The sequence below is a fragment of the Herbaspirillum huttiense genome (assembly GCF_047300815.1).
Taxonomy (GTDB): domain Bacteria; phylum Pseudomonadota; class Gammaproteobacteria; order Burkholderiales; family Burkholderiaceae_D; genus Herbaspirillum; species Herbaspirillum huttiense_A.
On record NZ_CP178609.1, the window covers coordinates 270,223 to 286,807 of the forward strand.

15 protein-coding genes are annotated in these 16,585 nt (G+C 54.0%); 5 read left to right on the forward strand and 10 right to left on the reverse strand.

From position 1 onward, the window contains the following. The first annotated feature begins 17 nt into the window (after positions 1 to 17). Entirely contained in the window at positions 18 to 356 is a 339-nt protein-coding gene (locus tag ACLRDN_RS26635) for a copper-binding protein (protein WP_077238416.1), read from the forward strand. Positions 357 to 740: 384 nt separating this feature from the next. Here the strand turns inward: ACLRDN_RS26635 and ACLRDN_RS26640 are convergent, their stop codons facing one another. The 3 genes from ACLRDN_RS26640 to ACLRDN_RS26650 all read right to left on the reverse strand — a co-directional run bounded on the left by ACLRDN_RS26640 (position 741) and on the right by ACLRDN_RS26650 (position 2,478). Continuing rightward, on the reverse strand, positions 741 to 941 hold the full coding sequence (locus ACLRDN_RS26640) for a hypothetical protein (RefSeq protein ID WP_061286714.1): 201 nt from the start codon (positions 939 to 941) through the stop codon (positions 741 to 743). 59 nt (positions 942 to 1,000) lie between these two features. Then, complete coding sequence (flgB, locus tag ACLRDN_RS26645; protein ID WP_077238417.1) at positions 1,001 to 1,426, reverse strand: flagellar basal body rod protein FlgB; 426 nt, start codon at positions 1,424 to 1,426, stop codon at positions 1,001 to 1,003. A 470-nt stretch (positions 1,427 to 1,896) separates the two neighbouring features. Next, positions 1,897 to 2,478 (reverse strand): mechanosensitive ion channel family protein, encoded by a 582-nt coding sequence (locus ACLRDN_RS26650; protein ID WP_174616923.1) that lies wholly within the window; start codon positions 2,476 to 2,478, stop codon positions 1,897 to 1,899. Between the two features lie 598 nt (positions 2,479 to 3,076). Here ACLRDN_RS26650 and ACLRDN_RS26655 point away from each other — a divergent pair. Both ACLRDN_RS26655 and ACLRDN_RS26660 read left to right on the forward strand, forming a co-directional pair. Next, positions 3,077 to 4,651, forward strand: coding sequence for a tetratricopeptide repeat protein (locus ACLRDN_RS26655; RefSeq protein ID WP_077238418.1), 1,575 nt, complete (start codon positions 3,077 to 3,079; stop codon positions 4,649 to 4,651). A gap of 302 nt (positions 4,652 to 4,953) precedes the next feature. Then, positions 4,954 to 6,117, forward strand: coding sequence for a porin (locus ACLRDN_RS26660; protein ID WP_050470468.1), 1,164 nt, complete (start codon positions 4,954 to 4,956; stop codon positions 6,115 to 6,117). Here the strand turns inward: ACLRDN_RS26660 and ACLRDN_RS26665 are convergent. Beyond that, entirely contained in the window at positions 6,114 to 6,320 is a 207-nt protein-coding gene (locus tag ACLRDN_RS26665) for a hypothetical protein (protein ID WP_139347284.1), read from the reverse strand. The two genes, ACLRDN_RS26660 and ACLRDN_RS26665, sit on opposite strands and share 4 nt — an antisense overlap. Positions 6,321 to 6,441: 121 nt before the next feature. Between ACLRDN_RS26665 and ACLRDN_RS26670 the strand changes: the two genes are divergently transcribed. Then, on the forward strand, positions 6,442 to 7,119 hold the full coding sequence (locus ACLRDN_RS26670; protein ID WP_050470477.1) for a response regulator transcription factor: 678 nt from the start codon (positions 6,442 to 6,444) through the stop codon (positions 7,117 to 7,119). Next, entirely contained in the window at positions 7,112 to 8,473 is a 1,362-nt protein-coding gene (locus ACLRDN_RS26675; RefSeq protein WP_077238419.1) for a sensor histidine kinase, read from the forward strand. Before ACLRDN_RS26670 ends, ACLRDN_RS26675 begins: the two co-directional genes overlap by 8 nt. A gap of 28 nt (positions 8,474 to 8,501) precedes the next feature. On the opposite strand, the gene ACLRDN_RS26680 is transcribed toward ACLRDN_RS26675, so the two are convergent. The 6 genes from ACLRDN_RS26680 to ACLRDN_RS26705 all read right to left on the reverse strand — a co-directional run bounded on the left by ACLRDN_RS26680 (position 8,502) and on the right by ACLRDN_RS26705 (position 16,536). Further along, complete coding sequence (locus ACLRDN_RS26680; RefSeq protein ID WP_050470471.1) at positions 8,502 to 8,834, reverse strand: CzcE family metal-binding protein; 333 nt, start codon at positions 8,832 to 8,834, stop codon at positions 8,502 to 8,504. Between the two features lie 161 nt (positions 8,835 to 8,995). Then, positions 8,996 to 9,517, reverse strand: a complete 522-nt coding sequence (locus ACLRDN_RS26685; protein ID WP_077238420.1) for a DUF2846 domain-containing protein — start codon at positions 9,515 to 9,517, stop codon at positions 8,996 to 8,998. Then, a complete protein-coding gene (locus tag ACLRDN_RS26690) occupies positions 9,501 to 10,439 on the reverse strand; it encodes a cation diffusion facilitator family transporter (protein WP_077238421.1) in 939 nt (312 codons plus the stop codon). Before ACLRDN_RS26690 ends, ACLRDN_RS26685 begins: the two co-directional genes overlap by 17 nt. A 9-nt stretch (positions 10,440 to 10,448) precedes the next feature. Continuing rightward, the gene (locus tag ACLRDN_RS26695; protein ID WP_288067481.1) at positions 10,449 to 13,652 is read right to left on the reverse strand and encodes a CusA/CzcA family heavy metal efflux RND transporter; all 3,204 of its coding nucleotides are present in this window, start codon (positions 13,650 to 13,652) and stop codon (positions 10,449 to 10,451) included. Between the two features lie 29 nt (positions 13,653 to 13,681). Next, on the reverse strand, positions 13,682 to 15,241 hold the full coding sequence (locus ACLRDN_RS26700; RefSeq protein WP_061286712.1) for an efflux RND transporter periplasmic adaptor subunit: 1,560 nt from the start codon (positions 15,239 to 15,241) through the stop codon (positions 13,682 to 13,684). Between the two features lie 8 nt (positions 15,242 to 15,249). Next, on the reverse strand, positions 15,250 to 16,536 hold the full coding sequence (locus ACLRDN_RS26705) for a TolC family protein (protein WP_077238423.1): 1,287 nt from the start codon (positions 16,534 to 16,536) through the stop codon (positions 15,250 to 15,252). Positions 16,537 to 16,585 lie beyond the last annotated feature (49 nt).

Consider the following 16,585-nt stretch of genomic DNA (forward strand, 5'->3'; position numbering starts at 1 on the left):
AGTGAAAGGAAGTTGTCATGAAGAATGTTATGTACGCCATGCTTTTTACTGCATCGCTGGGTAGTATGCCGCCCGTGTTTGCCGCAGACATGCAGGGCATGAAGATGGGCCAAGCTGATGCCGGCGAAATGATTTCTCATGGGACCGGTGTCATCAAGAGCCTGGACCCGAAGCAGAAGACCGTTACCTTGGCTCATCAACCCATCAAAGAACTAAACTGGCCAGCAATGACCATGGGCTTCAAAGTATCGGATGAGAAAATGCTACAAGGACTCAAAGTCGGAGACCAAGTCACCTTCGACTTGAAGGGGAGTGGAGCCGCGCCTGTCGTGACGGGAATTCGTCCAGCTAAATAAGCCGGGTACCGTCCGTGATTGCAAATTTCCTATGCGACACGGACGGTTGGATGTGAGCAAGGCATCCATATGCGCGAAACGGCAATCAATCATCTACGAAATATGAATAAAGGATGATTTCTTAATTACTTTTTCGCTTATGTATGAACATTTGCTTTATCTCGGCTGGCTCCCTTCTTGAACCGCGCCTTTCTTGCGAAACTTCGTCAGCACAAATGGCCCTTTAAGCTCAAGCGCAGTAGTCCGCCACGCTGTTAGCAGCGAGGGAAACCATTTACGATGGAAATCGAATGCATCTCTGAATGAGCCATCTCACACTGGCTCGAACTCGCGTCTATTAGCCGCTGGTTAGCAGTCTTGTGTGAGATGGCTGGAATTGATAGCTCAGCGCCCAGTTCGACGAGACCGTGGACGCTTTTGCTTGGCCTTCGATGTTGCGATTTTGGTCTGCAGATTCTTCTTGGTGGATTTACGATCGTTGAACTTAAGCCAAAGATAAAACGCCAGCACAAGCAACAGCATGATCACCGAGCCGACCTTCATTACGCCTACGATGGCATCGTGCGTCTGTTGGGATTGCGTCATCTGAAAGGAACTCGGTCGTCAGCGGCGGGAGCAGTCGCCACACCATTGTGACGTTCGCACTACCCCACCATGTTTTTGTACAAATCGCCGATCTCCTTGTACTCACCTACTGCCTTGTCCAAGAAGAACTGGTAACGAATCGCTTCATGAGAGAACGCCGCGCTTTCCTGGTCGACATCTACGGTATTACCATCCGCGCTCGGTTGCGTCGGAGAACGGTAGAGTACTAAGGCCTCGACGGGTAGATCCCTAGGGACCGTGGCGTACCCTTTTGACAGGACAGGCAACTTTGAATTCGTCATCGCCTGTTTCAAAGCCGATGATAAATCGATGTCCCGGGCTTTGTAGTTCGGTGTATCGGCATTGGCGATATTCGATGCAATCAGCCCAAGCCTTTGCTCCACTAAACGAACCGCGTTATTCCAAAACTTCTCGTCCTTCTCTCCACCATCACTCGACAGCGCATTCATTCCGTTGATGTTCATCACCCGCCTCCTAACGAAGAAAATGCCAATTCAACCCGGACATACCTTCGAATTTCTGCTCAATCAATACGCTGAAGTCTGATCCGCAACAAAAGCCCGCTAACGGCTACAGAGGCGCGACGTTGGACAGCTACTCTTAGGATTGCTGGGCGAAACGGCGAGAGACAGATCCTGGCAAGACCTTGCATTTTTTCTCTCCAGCTGAGGTGCGCCCTTCGCCAAGGTTGGCGTAGAGCATAAGACTGACGAGACAAGAAATAGGGCGAGCAATGCGTCCACGAGACCTCCAAGAAGAGTACCTATGGTCAGATCCACCGAATCATTGATGCGGCACACCGACAAGAAGACATTCTAAGAAGGCATTTCGAACAAAATCATTACGCGTCTATTACGATCGCGTAATGATTTCAAAGGCTGGAGAACTGGGGAATGGCGGTGAGCCCAGAGCAGGCCCATCGAGGGGAAGAATTTTAGAATAACGAAGAGGAGCCGTCATTCCATCTGCGCACGATACGCTGGAAAAATAGACTATTTGGCAGCTGCAGTGTAGTCCCGGCCCCTTCCGTCTCCTCGGATAGCGTCGTGTACACCAGATTGATGTCCAGCACACGCCCCTTAACGCCTGGTTTGTCACCGCCCTCCAGCACTTCGATAACGTCGCCGACCCGGAATGGCTGCGTCGTGTAGATCAAGATGGCACAAAATAGGTTGGATAGAACACTCCAAGCGGCGAAAAAGGCCACCGCGCCTACTGCAGCAAATCCAGTGAATGCGGACCAAAGTACCGCGCCAGAGACCCCCAGGCGCTCCAATGCCCAGAGAATGGCGCCTCCATAGACAAAGAATCCAAGAACCCTTTGCGTAAGAGCTGCGGCCTTCCCGGGTAGGCCGTATGTACGACCTACCCGACCGATCAGCAGCTTTGCAATTCTCATGATGGCTAAGGCGCCGATCATGATCAAGGCCACTTCCGCGGCCGGCACCAAAACATCAAACCAATCAGCCATCCACTGTGGCAGATTGTCGTGTATCGACTGCAAAAACTTGTTCATTCAACTCCTCTAAGACCTGACAGGCCACTTTCCGGCCGGTAGATTCCGCTGCATCCGCCGCCTCGTAATTTCTCGAAATTTCGAACGCGGGAGCATAGGCCAATACGACTAAAAATTACAAATTTTTCTCCAACCTAGTCATTCTGAAGCAGAACCAGCTGTGGCAGATGTGCCTCATTACGTGCTGACTTTACGACTCAAAATCGGCCTCTTCATCGCCCAATTATTAAGGATCGTTAATCTTCAAAAAAAATTCACTGAAATCACCATCAAGTCAGACTCAATCTGCTTCCAAGCTTAATTTCATAGAGGGAAATCTTCGATAAAACCTATATTTATAGCGGCTTTCCGGCCATTTACATTAACAACATTTAATCTTCCAAAGGCATTCGCAGATCACCATCGCTGGCTAACATCCGTTGAAAAATCGGTGCTCCTGATCGTCGATTTGTGACTGCCAGGTTGATGATTTTCTACGCAAAGATTCATCATCGCAAGGTGCAAATCTAGTTCTCCGAGCACGTTCCCTATGAACATACACGGAGCAGCATGATGTCATCGCCGCAAACACTTTCTCGCCCAAACGACGATCCCGTGGGTGGTCGATAAAATGGCGGCCCGCGACGACCTTGCCATTCTTAAAGCCGCTCGAACTGGTGTTGCCGACGCACAGTTGGCCATAGGAACCCGCTACTACTTGGGCAACGGCAGCCTTCCGCAGAGTACTGAAACTGCATTCTACTGGTTGGAACGAGCGGCCAGACAAGGCCTGACCGAGGCCTGGACGATGATAGGTCGCGCCGTTCCATATGATCTAGTGCGCAGCACAATGTCGCGCCCCTATGAGGCGGTGGCATGGTATGAACGCGCATTCGATTCCGGCGTGCTCGAAGCTGGCATAGTGTTCTCACGTTTAGTACTTGAGAATTCCAGTCATTTTGGTCATAAGGCCAAAGACAAGGCGGTCAACGTACTGAAGCAGCTAGCTGAGCGAAATAATCATGAGGCCCAATGGCTTCTCGCCAAGCATCTTGCGCAACTCGAAGATGACCAGCACCATGGCGCCGGCGATCAAATTCATCTGGCGCCGCCGTTGAAAGAAGCCAAAGAACATTGGACCAGGCAAGCAGCGCTAGCCGGCGTGACAGAAGCCCAATACTCGTTACTGGAGAAGTACTGGAAGGCAGGTGACTACGTCGGTTTTTCCGAGAACGCCGCGCCGATGATCAAGTGCCTACTTAAGGATCATGAGGCGCAGCTTCGCTATCTTCGCGATCCCTCTCCCCAGTGCGCATTACTTTCGCTATCCGAAAATGAGGTTACCTTACTCCTGAGGCAATCTCAGCTCTTGTTGGAGCGCAAAGTATCCGATCTCTCATATGCCAGAAGACTGTTGGAGCTTGCTGCTCTTTCAAATAATCATGAAGCGCAATACCGACTTGGGATGCTCCACGCGCGCCTCGACCACGGTTGTCAACGGATATTCCCTGCACACGGGCAGGCGAACTATTTAGCCGCGGTCCCTTGGCTCAATGCTGCCGGTAAGGGAGATGTTGCCGAAGCATGGCACGGGCTCTCAATGATTTACGCCAAGGCAGAGTACTTCCAACGCAATCTCTCTCTATCTCGCCAATATTTAAACCGCAGTGCCGAGATGGGATTTGCACAGGCTCAATTCGACTACGGTCAGTATCTCTGGCGTACTCGACGCGATGGTCCGATGCATGACATCCACGCACTCTCTTGGTGGAAAAAAGCGGCGGATCAAGGTCATCACGAAGCCTTGATAGCCGCCTCAAGATTTTCTGCAAAAAACAGTTCCGAAACATGGGCCGTTGAAATCGCTAAATCGCTGACGACTAAATTAAGGAAGTCTCATCCATTCCTCTCAGCCAGAATTGATCTGGCCGCTGCTTTTAAGCTTTCCAAATCCGAGGCCGTTCTCGTAGATGTGCGCCACGCAGACTGGGGCCATTGCATCGAAGTCGACATTAGCAAACTCCATGCTCGCAGCAAAAGGCGCCTGATCTTGATCGAAAATGCCGAACAACGCGTGACATTGGACTTAATTTCACGCCTGTTTGCCGACGTAAATTCAAGCTTCGATGGTCCAGAAGGTAATTATCGCCAGCGTCAATATCGATTGAGGAACATCATCGCGGACCTAGTGTAACTCTCCCTGATTCCGCTCGGTTTTGATTTGGGTGGTTTCTTTTTTGGCCGGCACCAACGCATGTTGTTGCCGGCTTTTTTTCGGATAGCGCTGCTGCCACATTCATATGGCGAGCCACCCTATGAAACTCCGAAGCAAATTCGACAGATGAAGAAATACAACAAATCCAGAATCAATCGCCCGACCAAAACCAGACTTTTTTTTATATTTACAAACGCGCTGTTGGTAGAAAAGAGGAACACGTAATGTTCAAACATCCGTCAAACGTGCGGATTCTCAAGACCATTTTAGAAGGAAGACACATGAAGAAATCGTTGCTCGCACTGGCTGTGCTCGGCGCGTTCGCCGGCGCTGCTCAGGCGCAAACCTCCTCCGTTACCATCTACGGCATTATCGATACTGGCGTCGTGTACACCAGCAAGGCTGTCAACGGCACTGCTAACGGCACCGGCAGCAAGTTCGGCGTGAACTCCGCGGTGATTCAAGGTTCGCGTATCGGCTTCAAGGGTGTTGAAGATCTGGGTGGCGGTCTGAGCGCCGTCTTCAATCTGGAAACCGGCTTCAAGAACGACACCGGCGCCCTGGATGACTCCAAGACTACCAACACTCTGTTCCGTCGTAAGTCCGTCGTCGGTCTGGCCGGCGGCTTCGGTACCGTCCTGCTGGGTCGTCAAACCGACTTCGCTGACTCCATCTCTTACCTGACCTCTGTTGCCGACTTCGGCTTCATGACCGGCTCCGTTGGCCATAACCTGGACCGCCTGGAAGGTACCCGTAGCAACAACTCCGTGAGCTACACCACCAACAACATGGGCGGCTTCACCGGCAACCTGTTCTACGGCTTCGGCGAACAGGCTGGCCGCACTTCGGCTGGCCAAGCATTCGGCATCGGCGGCAAGTACGACAATGGCCCGCTGGGTCTGGGTATCAACTACTTCCAATCGAAGCAAGGCGCAACCCCGGCCGACACTTCGCTGCTGATCGGCACAACCAACGCTGGCGACGTCAACAACTCCGGCAACAGCGCAGCTAAGGTGCTGAACGTTGCAGCCAGCTATCAATTCGGCCCGGCCCGCGTGTATGCAAACTACAACCGCGTGAAGCAAGATCTGAACACCGCCAGCCCGACCGCTCTGCCGTCCAAGACCCTGGGTTCCGCGAACAAGGCCGACATCTATGAAGTCGGTACCGCCTACTCCCTGACCCCGAATCTGAAGCTGCTGGGCGCCGTCACTCACACCCGTGCTGACTTCAACTCGTCCTCCAAGGGCAAGCTGACTCAAATCAGCCTGGGCACCGACTACTGGCTGTCCAAGCGCACCGACCTGTACGCGTTCCTGGCTAACATCCGTGCTTCGGACATGGCCAACAGCGGCGTGTATGGCGATGCGACCGGCAATGCTGCTACCGGCGGCGCTGATGCCAGCCAGACTCTGGTGGCTGTGGGCGTTCGTCACAAGTTCTAAGCAATACTCACCACCGACATCGCGGGTTGGTCGCGATGTTGGATCGGTAAAAGAAAGGCTTGCCCACGCAAGCCTTTTTTCTTTTCCATCAAATTATTTTCAAATATTTCCGCGGAGTCATCGGCTAATTTTTGATGGCGTGGTACAGTTTTCCAGCTACGCATTGGATAGAAAAGTAGAGATTCAATCTCCCTTTTTTCCATGCCCCCCTCAACAAATCTCACCAGTCTTGCAGCGTTTCTGGATTCGTCTGGTCTGCATAGAAATGCGTCCGCTGCGCTCTCAAAGACTGGGTTAATTTTCTGCGTTAGAAACATGACGGCGATAAAACTGCTGATCGTCGAAGACAACGAGCGCGTAGCGCTATTCCTAAAAAAAGGACTCTCTGAGTCAGGATACGAGGTCCATCACGCCGACAACGGTCGTGACGGGATGCTGCTTGCCGCAAGCACACCTTACGAAGCCATCATCATGGACCGCATGCTTCCGGGAGGCATCGACGGACTGAGTATCATTGAAGCTCTTCGAAAAACGGGCAATAACGTTCCGATCTTGATTCTCAGCGCCATGGCAGAGGTCGATGATCGGATTAAAGGACTGCAGAGTGGCGGAGACGATTACCTGATCAAGCCGTTCTCGTTTGGTGAACTATTGGCCCGTGTGGAAGCTATCATCCGGAGATCCAGGGAGCTGACCGAGAGAACGTATCTCGTGGTCGGTAACTTGCACATGGACATCATGAAGCACAAGGTCTACCGGGACGGAAAGGCAATATTGCTTCAACCGCGGGAATTTCACCTTCTCGAGTATCTGATGCGTCATGCGAACAAAGTGGTCACACGCACGATGCTCTTAGAGAATGTCTGGGATTACGATTTTGATCCGCAGACCAACGTGGTCGACGTGCACATCAGCAAGTTACGGCAGAAACTAGATATCGACTCACTGCCGCCCATGCTCAAGACTATTCGAAACGCCGGCTACATGCTTACCGATGAATAGGCTCTTTAAGTTCTCCGCTCGAACTGTCGCCAGCTGCTACGTCGTATTCAGCCTCTTGGCGCTTGCTGCCTTTGCCACACCACTTTGGTATGCATGGCAGGAATTTGTCGAGCAGGACTGGCGCCATATCCTGCACGCTGACAGCGAGAGATTGCAGCGCGTGTATGACGAAGAAGGAGTTGATGCGTTGAGCAAGCGGATCGATTCCCGGGTTGGGGCGATCCCCGGCGGCTCCGAAGACATTGTGCTGCTGACCGACCAGAACATGCAGCGCCTGGCGGGCAATCTTCCCTCCTGGCCAACTGAAATCAGTACGGTTGCCTCCAGCGGGAGGTTTGTCGTCGACATCAATGGCAGCAATACCCGGATCCTTGCCAGACATCTCATCCTGAATGGCCGATTTCATCTGCTGGTCGCTCACGACATTAACAGATACCGGTTACTCGAAAATATGTTCATCGGCGGCCTTGCGGCTTCCGGGACCATCATTATTCTTCTCGGAATAGTAGGCGGCGTTGCGATTCGACGTAGCCTTCTTGCCAAGGTCAAAGACATCGATCAGGCTGCTACGGCCATCGTGCAGGGAGATTTCACGCACCGCTTGCCACATCATGGCGGCGAAAGCGAATTGGCAAGCCTGGCTAAGACCGCGAATCTCATGTTGGATCAGATTGAGCAACTGATGAAGGGGGTCATCAACGCATCTAACTCGATTGCCCATGATCTACGAACACCATTGGCAGAACTACGTTCCCGCTTGGAAGATCTTGCTCGACAGGAAAAAAACTCCGAGGAAATTGAAGGGGCTATCGAAGACGTCGACCGCGTCATCTCAATTTTTAATGCCCTACTGCGGCTAGTCGAAATCGACACTGGTGCTAGAAGAGCGGGCTTCTCCACCATGAATGCAGCGGCGGTCGTTGCGGATGTCTGCGAATTTTACCGGCCACTGGCAGAGTCCACCGGAAAGATTATTGATCATCGCCCCTCTGGCCCACTGCACATAAAAGGCGATGCTTTGCTGTTGGCACAAGCCGTGGCCAATCTGATCGATAACGCTCTGAAATTTATCCCGATCGGCGGGAAGGTAACACTGAGCTGTGTACAGCTCGACAACGGCCGCCTATTGGTACGTGTGAGCGACAATGGTCCCGGCATTCCTGATACTGAATTGCCCAAAGTGCAGCAACGCTTCTATCGCGGCGATGCTAGCAGATCAACACCAGGCGTCGGCTTGGGCCTCAGCCTGGTGGCGTCTGTCGCTAGACTACATGGTGGTTCCTTGGAACTCTCGAACAACCATCCTGGACTACGGGCCGTCCTGATACTGCGCACTGCAGCGGTATCAGAATAGTCTTTGCCAATATCGGCAAGGCCCCCGATCAATGGCCGCGGTACAGCGGGTTGGTGCCCAGGTAGACGGTTGCGTTGGCTCCGTCAAAGCCTTGCGGGGCGATCTTCGAGAACGAGAACGGCTGCATGCCGAAGGTATCGAACTTCCAGGTGAAGCTCTTGCCGTGCGAGACGAACTTCACGACTTCGCCCTGAGCGACGTTGACGTACTTGGTCGAATTGCTCATGGCGATTTCGCGCTCCGGCATCGCGCTATTGGCGGGAGTGCCAAACGGGTCTGCGACTTGAGCGATGGCATTGGCGCCGGCGAAGGACATCAGCAGGGTTGCGGCAATTGCGGCCTTGGAAAAATTGAACTTCATGGTGAACCTCCTTTGGGGTGAAATATCGTTTTGACGATGAGTTCATTGTAGAGAGGCACCAATTACCAAAATCGAACTAAATTATTACGATTGCGTAATAATTTTGGATCCAAAAAAAAAGGACGCATTAATGCGTCCTCCCTCTTTAACTCCTCGCGATTTCAGTCGTTCCGTGAAACCACCATATCAAGTGGTTGCATGCTTTCTTTCGCTCGCTCCTTGCTAACCAGCTTGATACTGGGTTCCGTCGAAAAGAAGTGCTCTGCAATTTGATATTCCAAGAACGTCTCCTTCTTCATTCCTACCGAAATAAAGACGTCTTCGGTTTTTTCGGCGGTGATCTTGATCCGGTACACCCCTTGCCGAATCTTGATGCGAGCAAAGCTCTTCGGCCCAAGCTCCGCAAGAAATACATCATTCACAAACAACTTAGCCTTGACGCTACGCTGCTGCGCATATGGCCTCGTTATGTAGAGATAGCCGAATCCCTCCGGCGCCGGCGTCAGCGCCTTGGCCTCATCTTCATGCTCATCGTCATGCACCGGAACCGCGACACAACGCGCGTGCTGCTGCAGTATCGTACACGGCACGGTGTCACGTGCGGGGGTCGCACAAGCAGAAATCAAAGTTGCTAATGTGGCTATCAATGATAGTTTGAGCCAACGGCTAGTGTTGATGATCATTTTCGTCCTCCTTACCGATCGGAGAAAAGGTGTGCTGTTCAGCCGCCTGCTCGCATGGCAGGTCTTCCAATTGAATGGTGACGTGATGAATGTCGAATTTTTCAGCTAACAACTTACGGATCTTTCCGAGTACTTCGATGTTGTATGTGCGGGGGTCGTAGACAACGTGAGCAGTCAAACTCACCTTGTCGTTCGAGATGGACCAGATGTGAAGATCGTGAATTGATTGAGCTCCTTCAACTCCCAGGATTGCTTCCTGGATTTCGTCGGGATTCACGTGTGCAGGTGTTGCCTCCAGCAAAACGTTGATACTCTCTTTCAGCAACGTCCATGTACGCGGCAGCACCCACAGACCGATCGCTACGGCGATGACGGTATCTACCCAATCCCAACCGGTGAATCGGATGATCAGCGCACCTGCGATGACGCCCACCGATCCCAGCATGTCGCTCCATACTTCCAGATACGCCCCTTTAACGTTCAGGCTTTCATCTTTTCGCGACGTCAACATGCGCATGCTGATCAAATTAATAATCAGCCCCAGAACGGCCACTACAAGCATAGCCCCCGACTGAATCTCGGGAGGTGACGTAAATCTCTTGTATGCCTCGATCAGGATGTAGATTGCCACTGCGAAGAGCATAACCGCATTGAAAAGCGCGGCCAGGATCTCGTAACGTGCATAGCCAAAAGTGCGCTTCGCATCTGCCGGTCGCTTGCCGATCCGGATTGCGAATAGAGCGATCGCCAACGCTGCACTGTCTGTCAGCATGTGTGCAGCGTCGGAGATCAACGCAAGGCTTTGGGTAAGAACACCCGCAACGGCCTCTGCAATCAGAAACGTCGACGTCAGAGCCAGTGCGATCTTCAGCGCCCTTTCATTACCTCCTTGCGGAGGAACGTGCGAATGTCCTTGTCCCATTTTTTCCTCTTAGTTTGCGGTGGAAGAACGTTTTGCCCAGAACTTCCAGAACGGTCGACGTGTGCCGGTTTCTGCCGGTGTCTCATCTTCGTCCTTGTTATGTGCCAACTTATACAGCAGCGGCAACACCAGCAGCGTCAACGCGGTCGAAGACAGAATGCCGCCGATAACAACAGTCGCCAGCGGACGTTGCACTTCTGCGCCCGTTCCAGTAGCCAGTGCCATCGGAACAAAGCCCAGCGACGCAACCAGCGCGGTCATCAGCACTGGACGAAGACGCGTCATCGCCCCTTCATGAATCGCCTGATCCAGCGACCGACCTTCTTCACGCAAACTACGAATGAAGGAAATCATCACCAAACCGTTCAGCACCGCCACCCCTGACAACGCGATGAAACCAACTGCCGCCGAAATCGACATCGGAATATCGCGCAGCGCCAGAGCAAGAATGCCCCCGGTGAGCGCGAATGGGATACCGGTGAACACCAACATACCGTCCTTGGCGTTGTTAAACATGACAAACAACAGCACGAAGACCATCAACAAGGCCACCGGAATCACGATCTGAAGACGCTGCGTAGCAGACTGCAAGTTCTCAAACTGCCCGCCCCAGGTGGTCCAATAGCCAGTGGGGATCTTGACCTGGGCCTGCAGCTGGCGCTCTGCATCTGCCACGAAGCCACCCAGATCTCGGCCACGGACGTTGGCGCTAACCACAATACGGCGCTTACCATCCTCTCGGCTAATCTGGTTCGGTCCCGGGGCGATGTCCAGCGCAGCAACCTCACCCAATGGAACATAGCTGGTCCTGGTGTTTCCGTCCTGCAGCGGCAACGCTATTGGCAACCGGCGGATGGCTTCCAGGTCTGTCCGGGAGTTATCAGGCAGACGGACGACAATGCCGAATCGACGGTCGCCCTGGAACAGGGTTCCGGCTTCCTTACCGCCAATGGCCGTGGCAATCGTGTCCTGAATGTCGGAGACATTCAGGCCATAACGCGCGGTCTTCTGACGATCGATGTTGACAGTCAACATCGGCAGACCGGTCGTTTGCTCGATCTTCACCTCGGTAGCGCCAGGGATTTTCTCCAAGACAGCCGAAATCTTACCGGCGGTCTCGTTGAGCACGTTCATGTCGTCGCCGAAGATCTTTACTGCTACGTCGCTTCGCACGCCCGAGATCAGCTCATTGAAGCGCAGCTGAATTGGCTGCGAGAACTCGTAGTTGTTGCCCGGAATCTTCGCGACTTCTTCCTGGATAGCAGTCAACAGCTCCGCATGCGTCCGCTTCGGCTCAGGCCATTGAGCCTCAGGTTTCAGCATGATGTAGCCGTCAGAAATGTTAGGCGGCATCGGATCGGACGCAACTTCCGCAGTACCAGAACGAGCAAAGACTCGCTCCACCTCCGGGAATTTCTTCACCAGAGTCTTCTCGATCGATTTTTGCATTTCGATGGACTGCGTCAGACTGGTGCCAGGAATACGGAGTGCCTGAATGGCGATATCACCTTCATTCAGGCTGGGCACGAACTCCGACCCAAGACGGGTAGCCACCACGCCGCAAACGACGATCAGTGCAGCGGCAAAGGTCAGAACCACTGCCTTGTTCTCCATGATGACCTTCAACATCGGCTCATACAGCCGCTTCGCCCCCACCATGATGAAATTCTCTTTTTCAGCGACCTTTTCACCGATGAACAGAGCGATAGCTGCAGGAATGAAGGTCACCGACAGAATCATTGCGCCGATCAGGGCCGCAACGACCGTAAATGCCATCGGCGTAAACATCTTTCCTTCGACGCCGGTCAGAGCAAACATCGGCAGGTAGACGATCATGATAATGATCTGGCCGAACAGCAGCGGCCGGCGAGCTTCCTTGGCCGCAGCGAAAACTTCATGGAATCGTTCGCTGCGAGTCAATGTGCGACCGTGGTGTTCCTGTGCATGAGCCAGTCGCCGGACGCAGTTCTCCACGATCACGACGGCGCCGTCAATGATGATGCCGAAGTCGAGTGCGCCTAAGCTGAGCAAGTTTGCGCTCACCTTATTGGACACCATACCGGTGAAGGTAAAGAGCATGGCCAACGGAATCACGGTTGCCGTGATGATCGCCGCCCGGATGTTCCCCAGGAAGACAAACAGCACCGCCACCACCAGGAGTGCACCTTCGACCAGGTTCTTCTTCACCGTTGCAATCGCCTTGTCGACCAGAACGGTACGATCGTAGACTGTGACAGCTTCAACGCCTTGGGGCAGCGTACGGTTGATTTCCTGCATCTTCTTGTCGACCGCTTGCGAAACCTTACGGCTGTTCTCGCCGATCAGCATGAAGACCGTACCCAGCACCACCTCACGACCGTTCTCGGTCGCAGCACCCGTACGCAACTCCTTACCGATGTCTACGTTGGCGACATCGCGCACACGGATGGGGATACCTTTCACGTTGGAGAGGATGATGTTGCTGATGTCCTCGATAGAGCCCACCTGCCCTGGCGCACGAATCAGGTATTGCTCGCCGCGGCGCTCAATATAGCCGGCACCGACGTTGTTGTTATTCTTCTCTACAGCCTTGACGATGCTATCCATTGTCAAGCCATAGGACGCCAGCTTCTCAGCCGAAGGAGCGATCAGGTATTCCTTGGCATAGCCACCGATGGTGTTGATTTCGGTGACGCCCGGAACCAAGCGCAATTGGGGCTTGATGACCCAATCTTGGATCTCTCGCAGGTCCGTGGCCGTATAGGGCGTTCCGTCCGCCTTTCGCGCGTCGTCCTTGGCCTCGACCGTCCACAGGTAGATTTCGCCAAGACCCGTCGAAATAGGCCCCATTCCAGGGTCGATCCCTGACGGAAGCTGGCTTCTTGCCTGCTGAATGCGTTCATTAACGAGCTGGCGGGCAAAGTAGATGTCGGTGCCGTCCTTGAACACCACGATAACCTGAGACAGGCCGTAGCGCGACATGGATCGGACCTGCTCCAGATTGGGCAGGCCGGACATTACTGTCTCGATCGGATAGCTAATACGCTGCTCGGTCTCCAATGGAGAATAGCCTGGTGCGGCCGTGTTGATCTGCACCTGCACATTAGTGATATCCGGTACCGCATCGATGGGCAGCTTCTGATAGCTGTACACACCATATGCGCCCATCCCGAGCACCGCGAGCAGGACCAGCCATCGATGCTCGATGGCGAAGCGAATAATTCGTTCAAACATGATTGTCGTCTTTCTCGAAAACGCCAGATTTAATGGCCGTGTTCTGCGGTGCCCTTACCCAACTCAGCCTTAATGGCGAAGCTTCCGGTAGCGGCATATTCGACACCTGCGTCCAGACCGGACTTGATCTCCACGAACTTCCCATTGGAGCGGCCGAGCGTGACCTCCTGCGCTGCGAATCCACCTGGCATGCGCACGAACACGACGCTCTTTTCATCGACGGTCTGGATTGCATCAGCAGCCACGGCCACCGGCACTTGGCCTTCGTCCGAAACGACTTCAACGTTCACGAACAGACCTGGACGCCAGCTGTCATCTTTGTTGGGCAGAACGACATGAGCTTTCGCGGTTCGGCTTTGCTCACCGATCAGGGATCCAACGTAAGAGATCTTCCCGCTGGCGCTCGAGTCAAAGGCGGTGGCGCGTACAACGACCTTTTCGCCTACACGCACGATCTGCATGTCCTTGGGCGTAACGATGATCTCTGCCCACACGCTGGAGAGGTCAGAAATCAAGAACGCATTTGCGTCTTCTCGTACCGCTTCACCAAGACCCAGGTGCTTTTCGACCACCGTGCCATCGAAGGGCGCACGAATTTCGTAGCGATTCAAACCACCCGAAGAAGGCGAAGCTCCGATAGCACGAAGTTTTTGCTGCGCGTTGCGCACTGCGACTTCTGCTTCGTGCAGCGTTGTCTGTGCTTGCAGATAGTCTTGTTCAGCAGAGATCTTCTGCTCCCACAGGCCCTTTTCTCGCTGATAAGCGGTCTTTGCCAGGGCGAGGCGCTGCTCAGCGTTCAACAACTCCGAGCGCTGTTCCGAAATAGCGCTACTGATGACTACAGCCAGTACCTGCCCCTTTTTCACCTTCTGGCCGAGGTTCGCAGAAACGGATTCCACGATACCGGCGACTTGGGGGACGACGTGGGCGGTGCGATCTTCGTTGAATCGGATTTCACCCGGCAGCTGCAAACTGCTGTTCATCTTCATCGCGCCGGCCGTCTTTACCTGAATGCCAGCCGATGCCATCTGCTCCTTGTTCAACTCGATCTTCCCCTCCTCTTTGGAAAGGGTGAACTGGTGCGAGCCAGCGGGGGTCGATGCGTCGAACTTGATGTCAAACAGATGCGGCTCTTCGACCGGCGTAGTCGCCTTCAGAGAGTCCTTCTCTACCTGGAACTCCAACTTCTCAGCCGTCTTTCCTGGTCGGGTCAGCGTTGCCGCCAACTTCACGACAGTAGGGGAAAGTGGTGTATCAGATTGATAGGGATAGACCACCAGGGCGCCATCGCTCTCAGACAGCAATACTTCGAAGGATGAAGCGCCTACCTTAAAGAGCGAGCCTCCATGCGGCCCCTTGCTGGGTGCGGCGCTGTGGTGCTCGCCATCACCATGCTCGGCGGAGTCCTTATGCTCGCTACTTTTGTCTTCGCCGTGGTGCTCATTGTCCTTATGGCCACCTTCTTCTTGGTGCGCAGACGATTTTTCTCCGCCCCCGCCCGAGCTGCCCCCCTTCATCAGGGTTACGCCGGACAACAGTGCGGCGATGGCGATGATCGCCGCGATGGCGAGCTTTTGCTTCTTGGTCATGTTTAATCTCACTCAGCTGAAGGTGTCTCAGTGCCGGCCAGACGATCCAGGTCGGCGGCTGCTTGGAATGCCGTGGAAAGCGCTTTCCAGTACTGCGCTTTGGCTTGGAAGAAGGTGCGTTGCGCGTCAAGCACGTCCAGGTATCCGAACTTTCCCAGTTCGAAACCTGTTCGTGCTGCCTGATAGGCGCTTTGTGCTCCGGGAACAATTTCACCGCGCAGTGCGGCTGCCTCTTCCCTGGCATTGCGCAGGCGCTCGAAGCTCTGTGCGGCCTCGCTCTGCATCTGCACTTCAACGATGGACAATTCGTCGCGTGCCTTATCAACACGCTTCAGGGCTTCGAGTTCGTTACCCTTGTTGCTGTCAAAGACGGGAATGGGCATAGAGATACCGACCACCCACATATTTCTAGCGGCCGACTCATCACGCTTGTTGCCGAAGGTGAGATTCACATCGGGGATACGCTTGCTACTCTCGATCTTGGCAAGCGCACGGCGACGTTCAACTTCAAGCTGCGCAAGCTTGACCGCGGGACCGATGGCAACCTTTTCGGTCAGTTGGGCGATTGCCGGCAGTTCCGGCAGCGTCTCGACCCCACCGTCCGTGAGTTGGAATTCATTGCCCACAGATCCCCAGAACATCGCCAGTTTTTTCTGAGCCAGAATCAACTCGCTGTCAGCTTGATTGAGCTCGAGCTGCGCGCTGGCTTCGGCCACCTTGGCCTTGGTTTGCTCGACAGGAGAGATCTTCCCGGCCGTCACCCGACGTCCGGCCATATCTGCTGCGGTCTTCGCCAGACCCAGCAACTCCTTCGCCAGACGCTGGCGCTCCGTGGCCACCATCACGTCGTAGTAAGCGGCAACGACGCCTGCGCGAATCTCGGTGCGTTTGGCCGAGTATCCGAGCAAGGCCATGTCGCGCGCGCGTTGGGCCGCTTCGATACGGGCACTGCGCTTACCACCCAATTCGATTGGCTGGTTGATCAGATAGGTCGTGGTCCTGGTGGACTTACGTGTGTCCTCCAGCAGAGCCGAGAACTCAGGGTTCGGCCGCGCGCCGGCCTGAATGATGGTCGCCTCGACGGCCTCGATTTCTTTGCGCGCCGCGGCCAGACCCTTGTTCTGATCGAACGCCAAGTTAATAGCTGCTGGGAGCGACAACAACCGCGGCTCTTTCACCAGGGATGAAGCCGTATAGGATTGAATTTGTTCTGTGTTTCCAGGCGCCGTTGATTGCGCGTGGCTAGTGCTGGCTGCAAGAAGCGCCAGCGCCAGCAAAAAGCTGTGCCGATACATCGAATTCTCCAGTGTTAAGAAGGGGAATTCGGCGAGTGCAGTTGTGTGT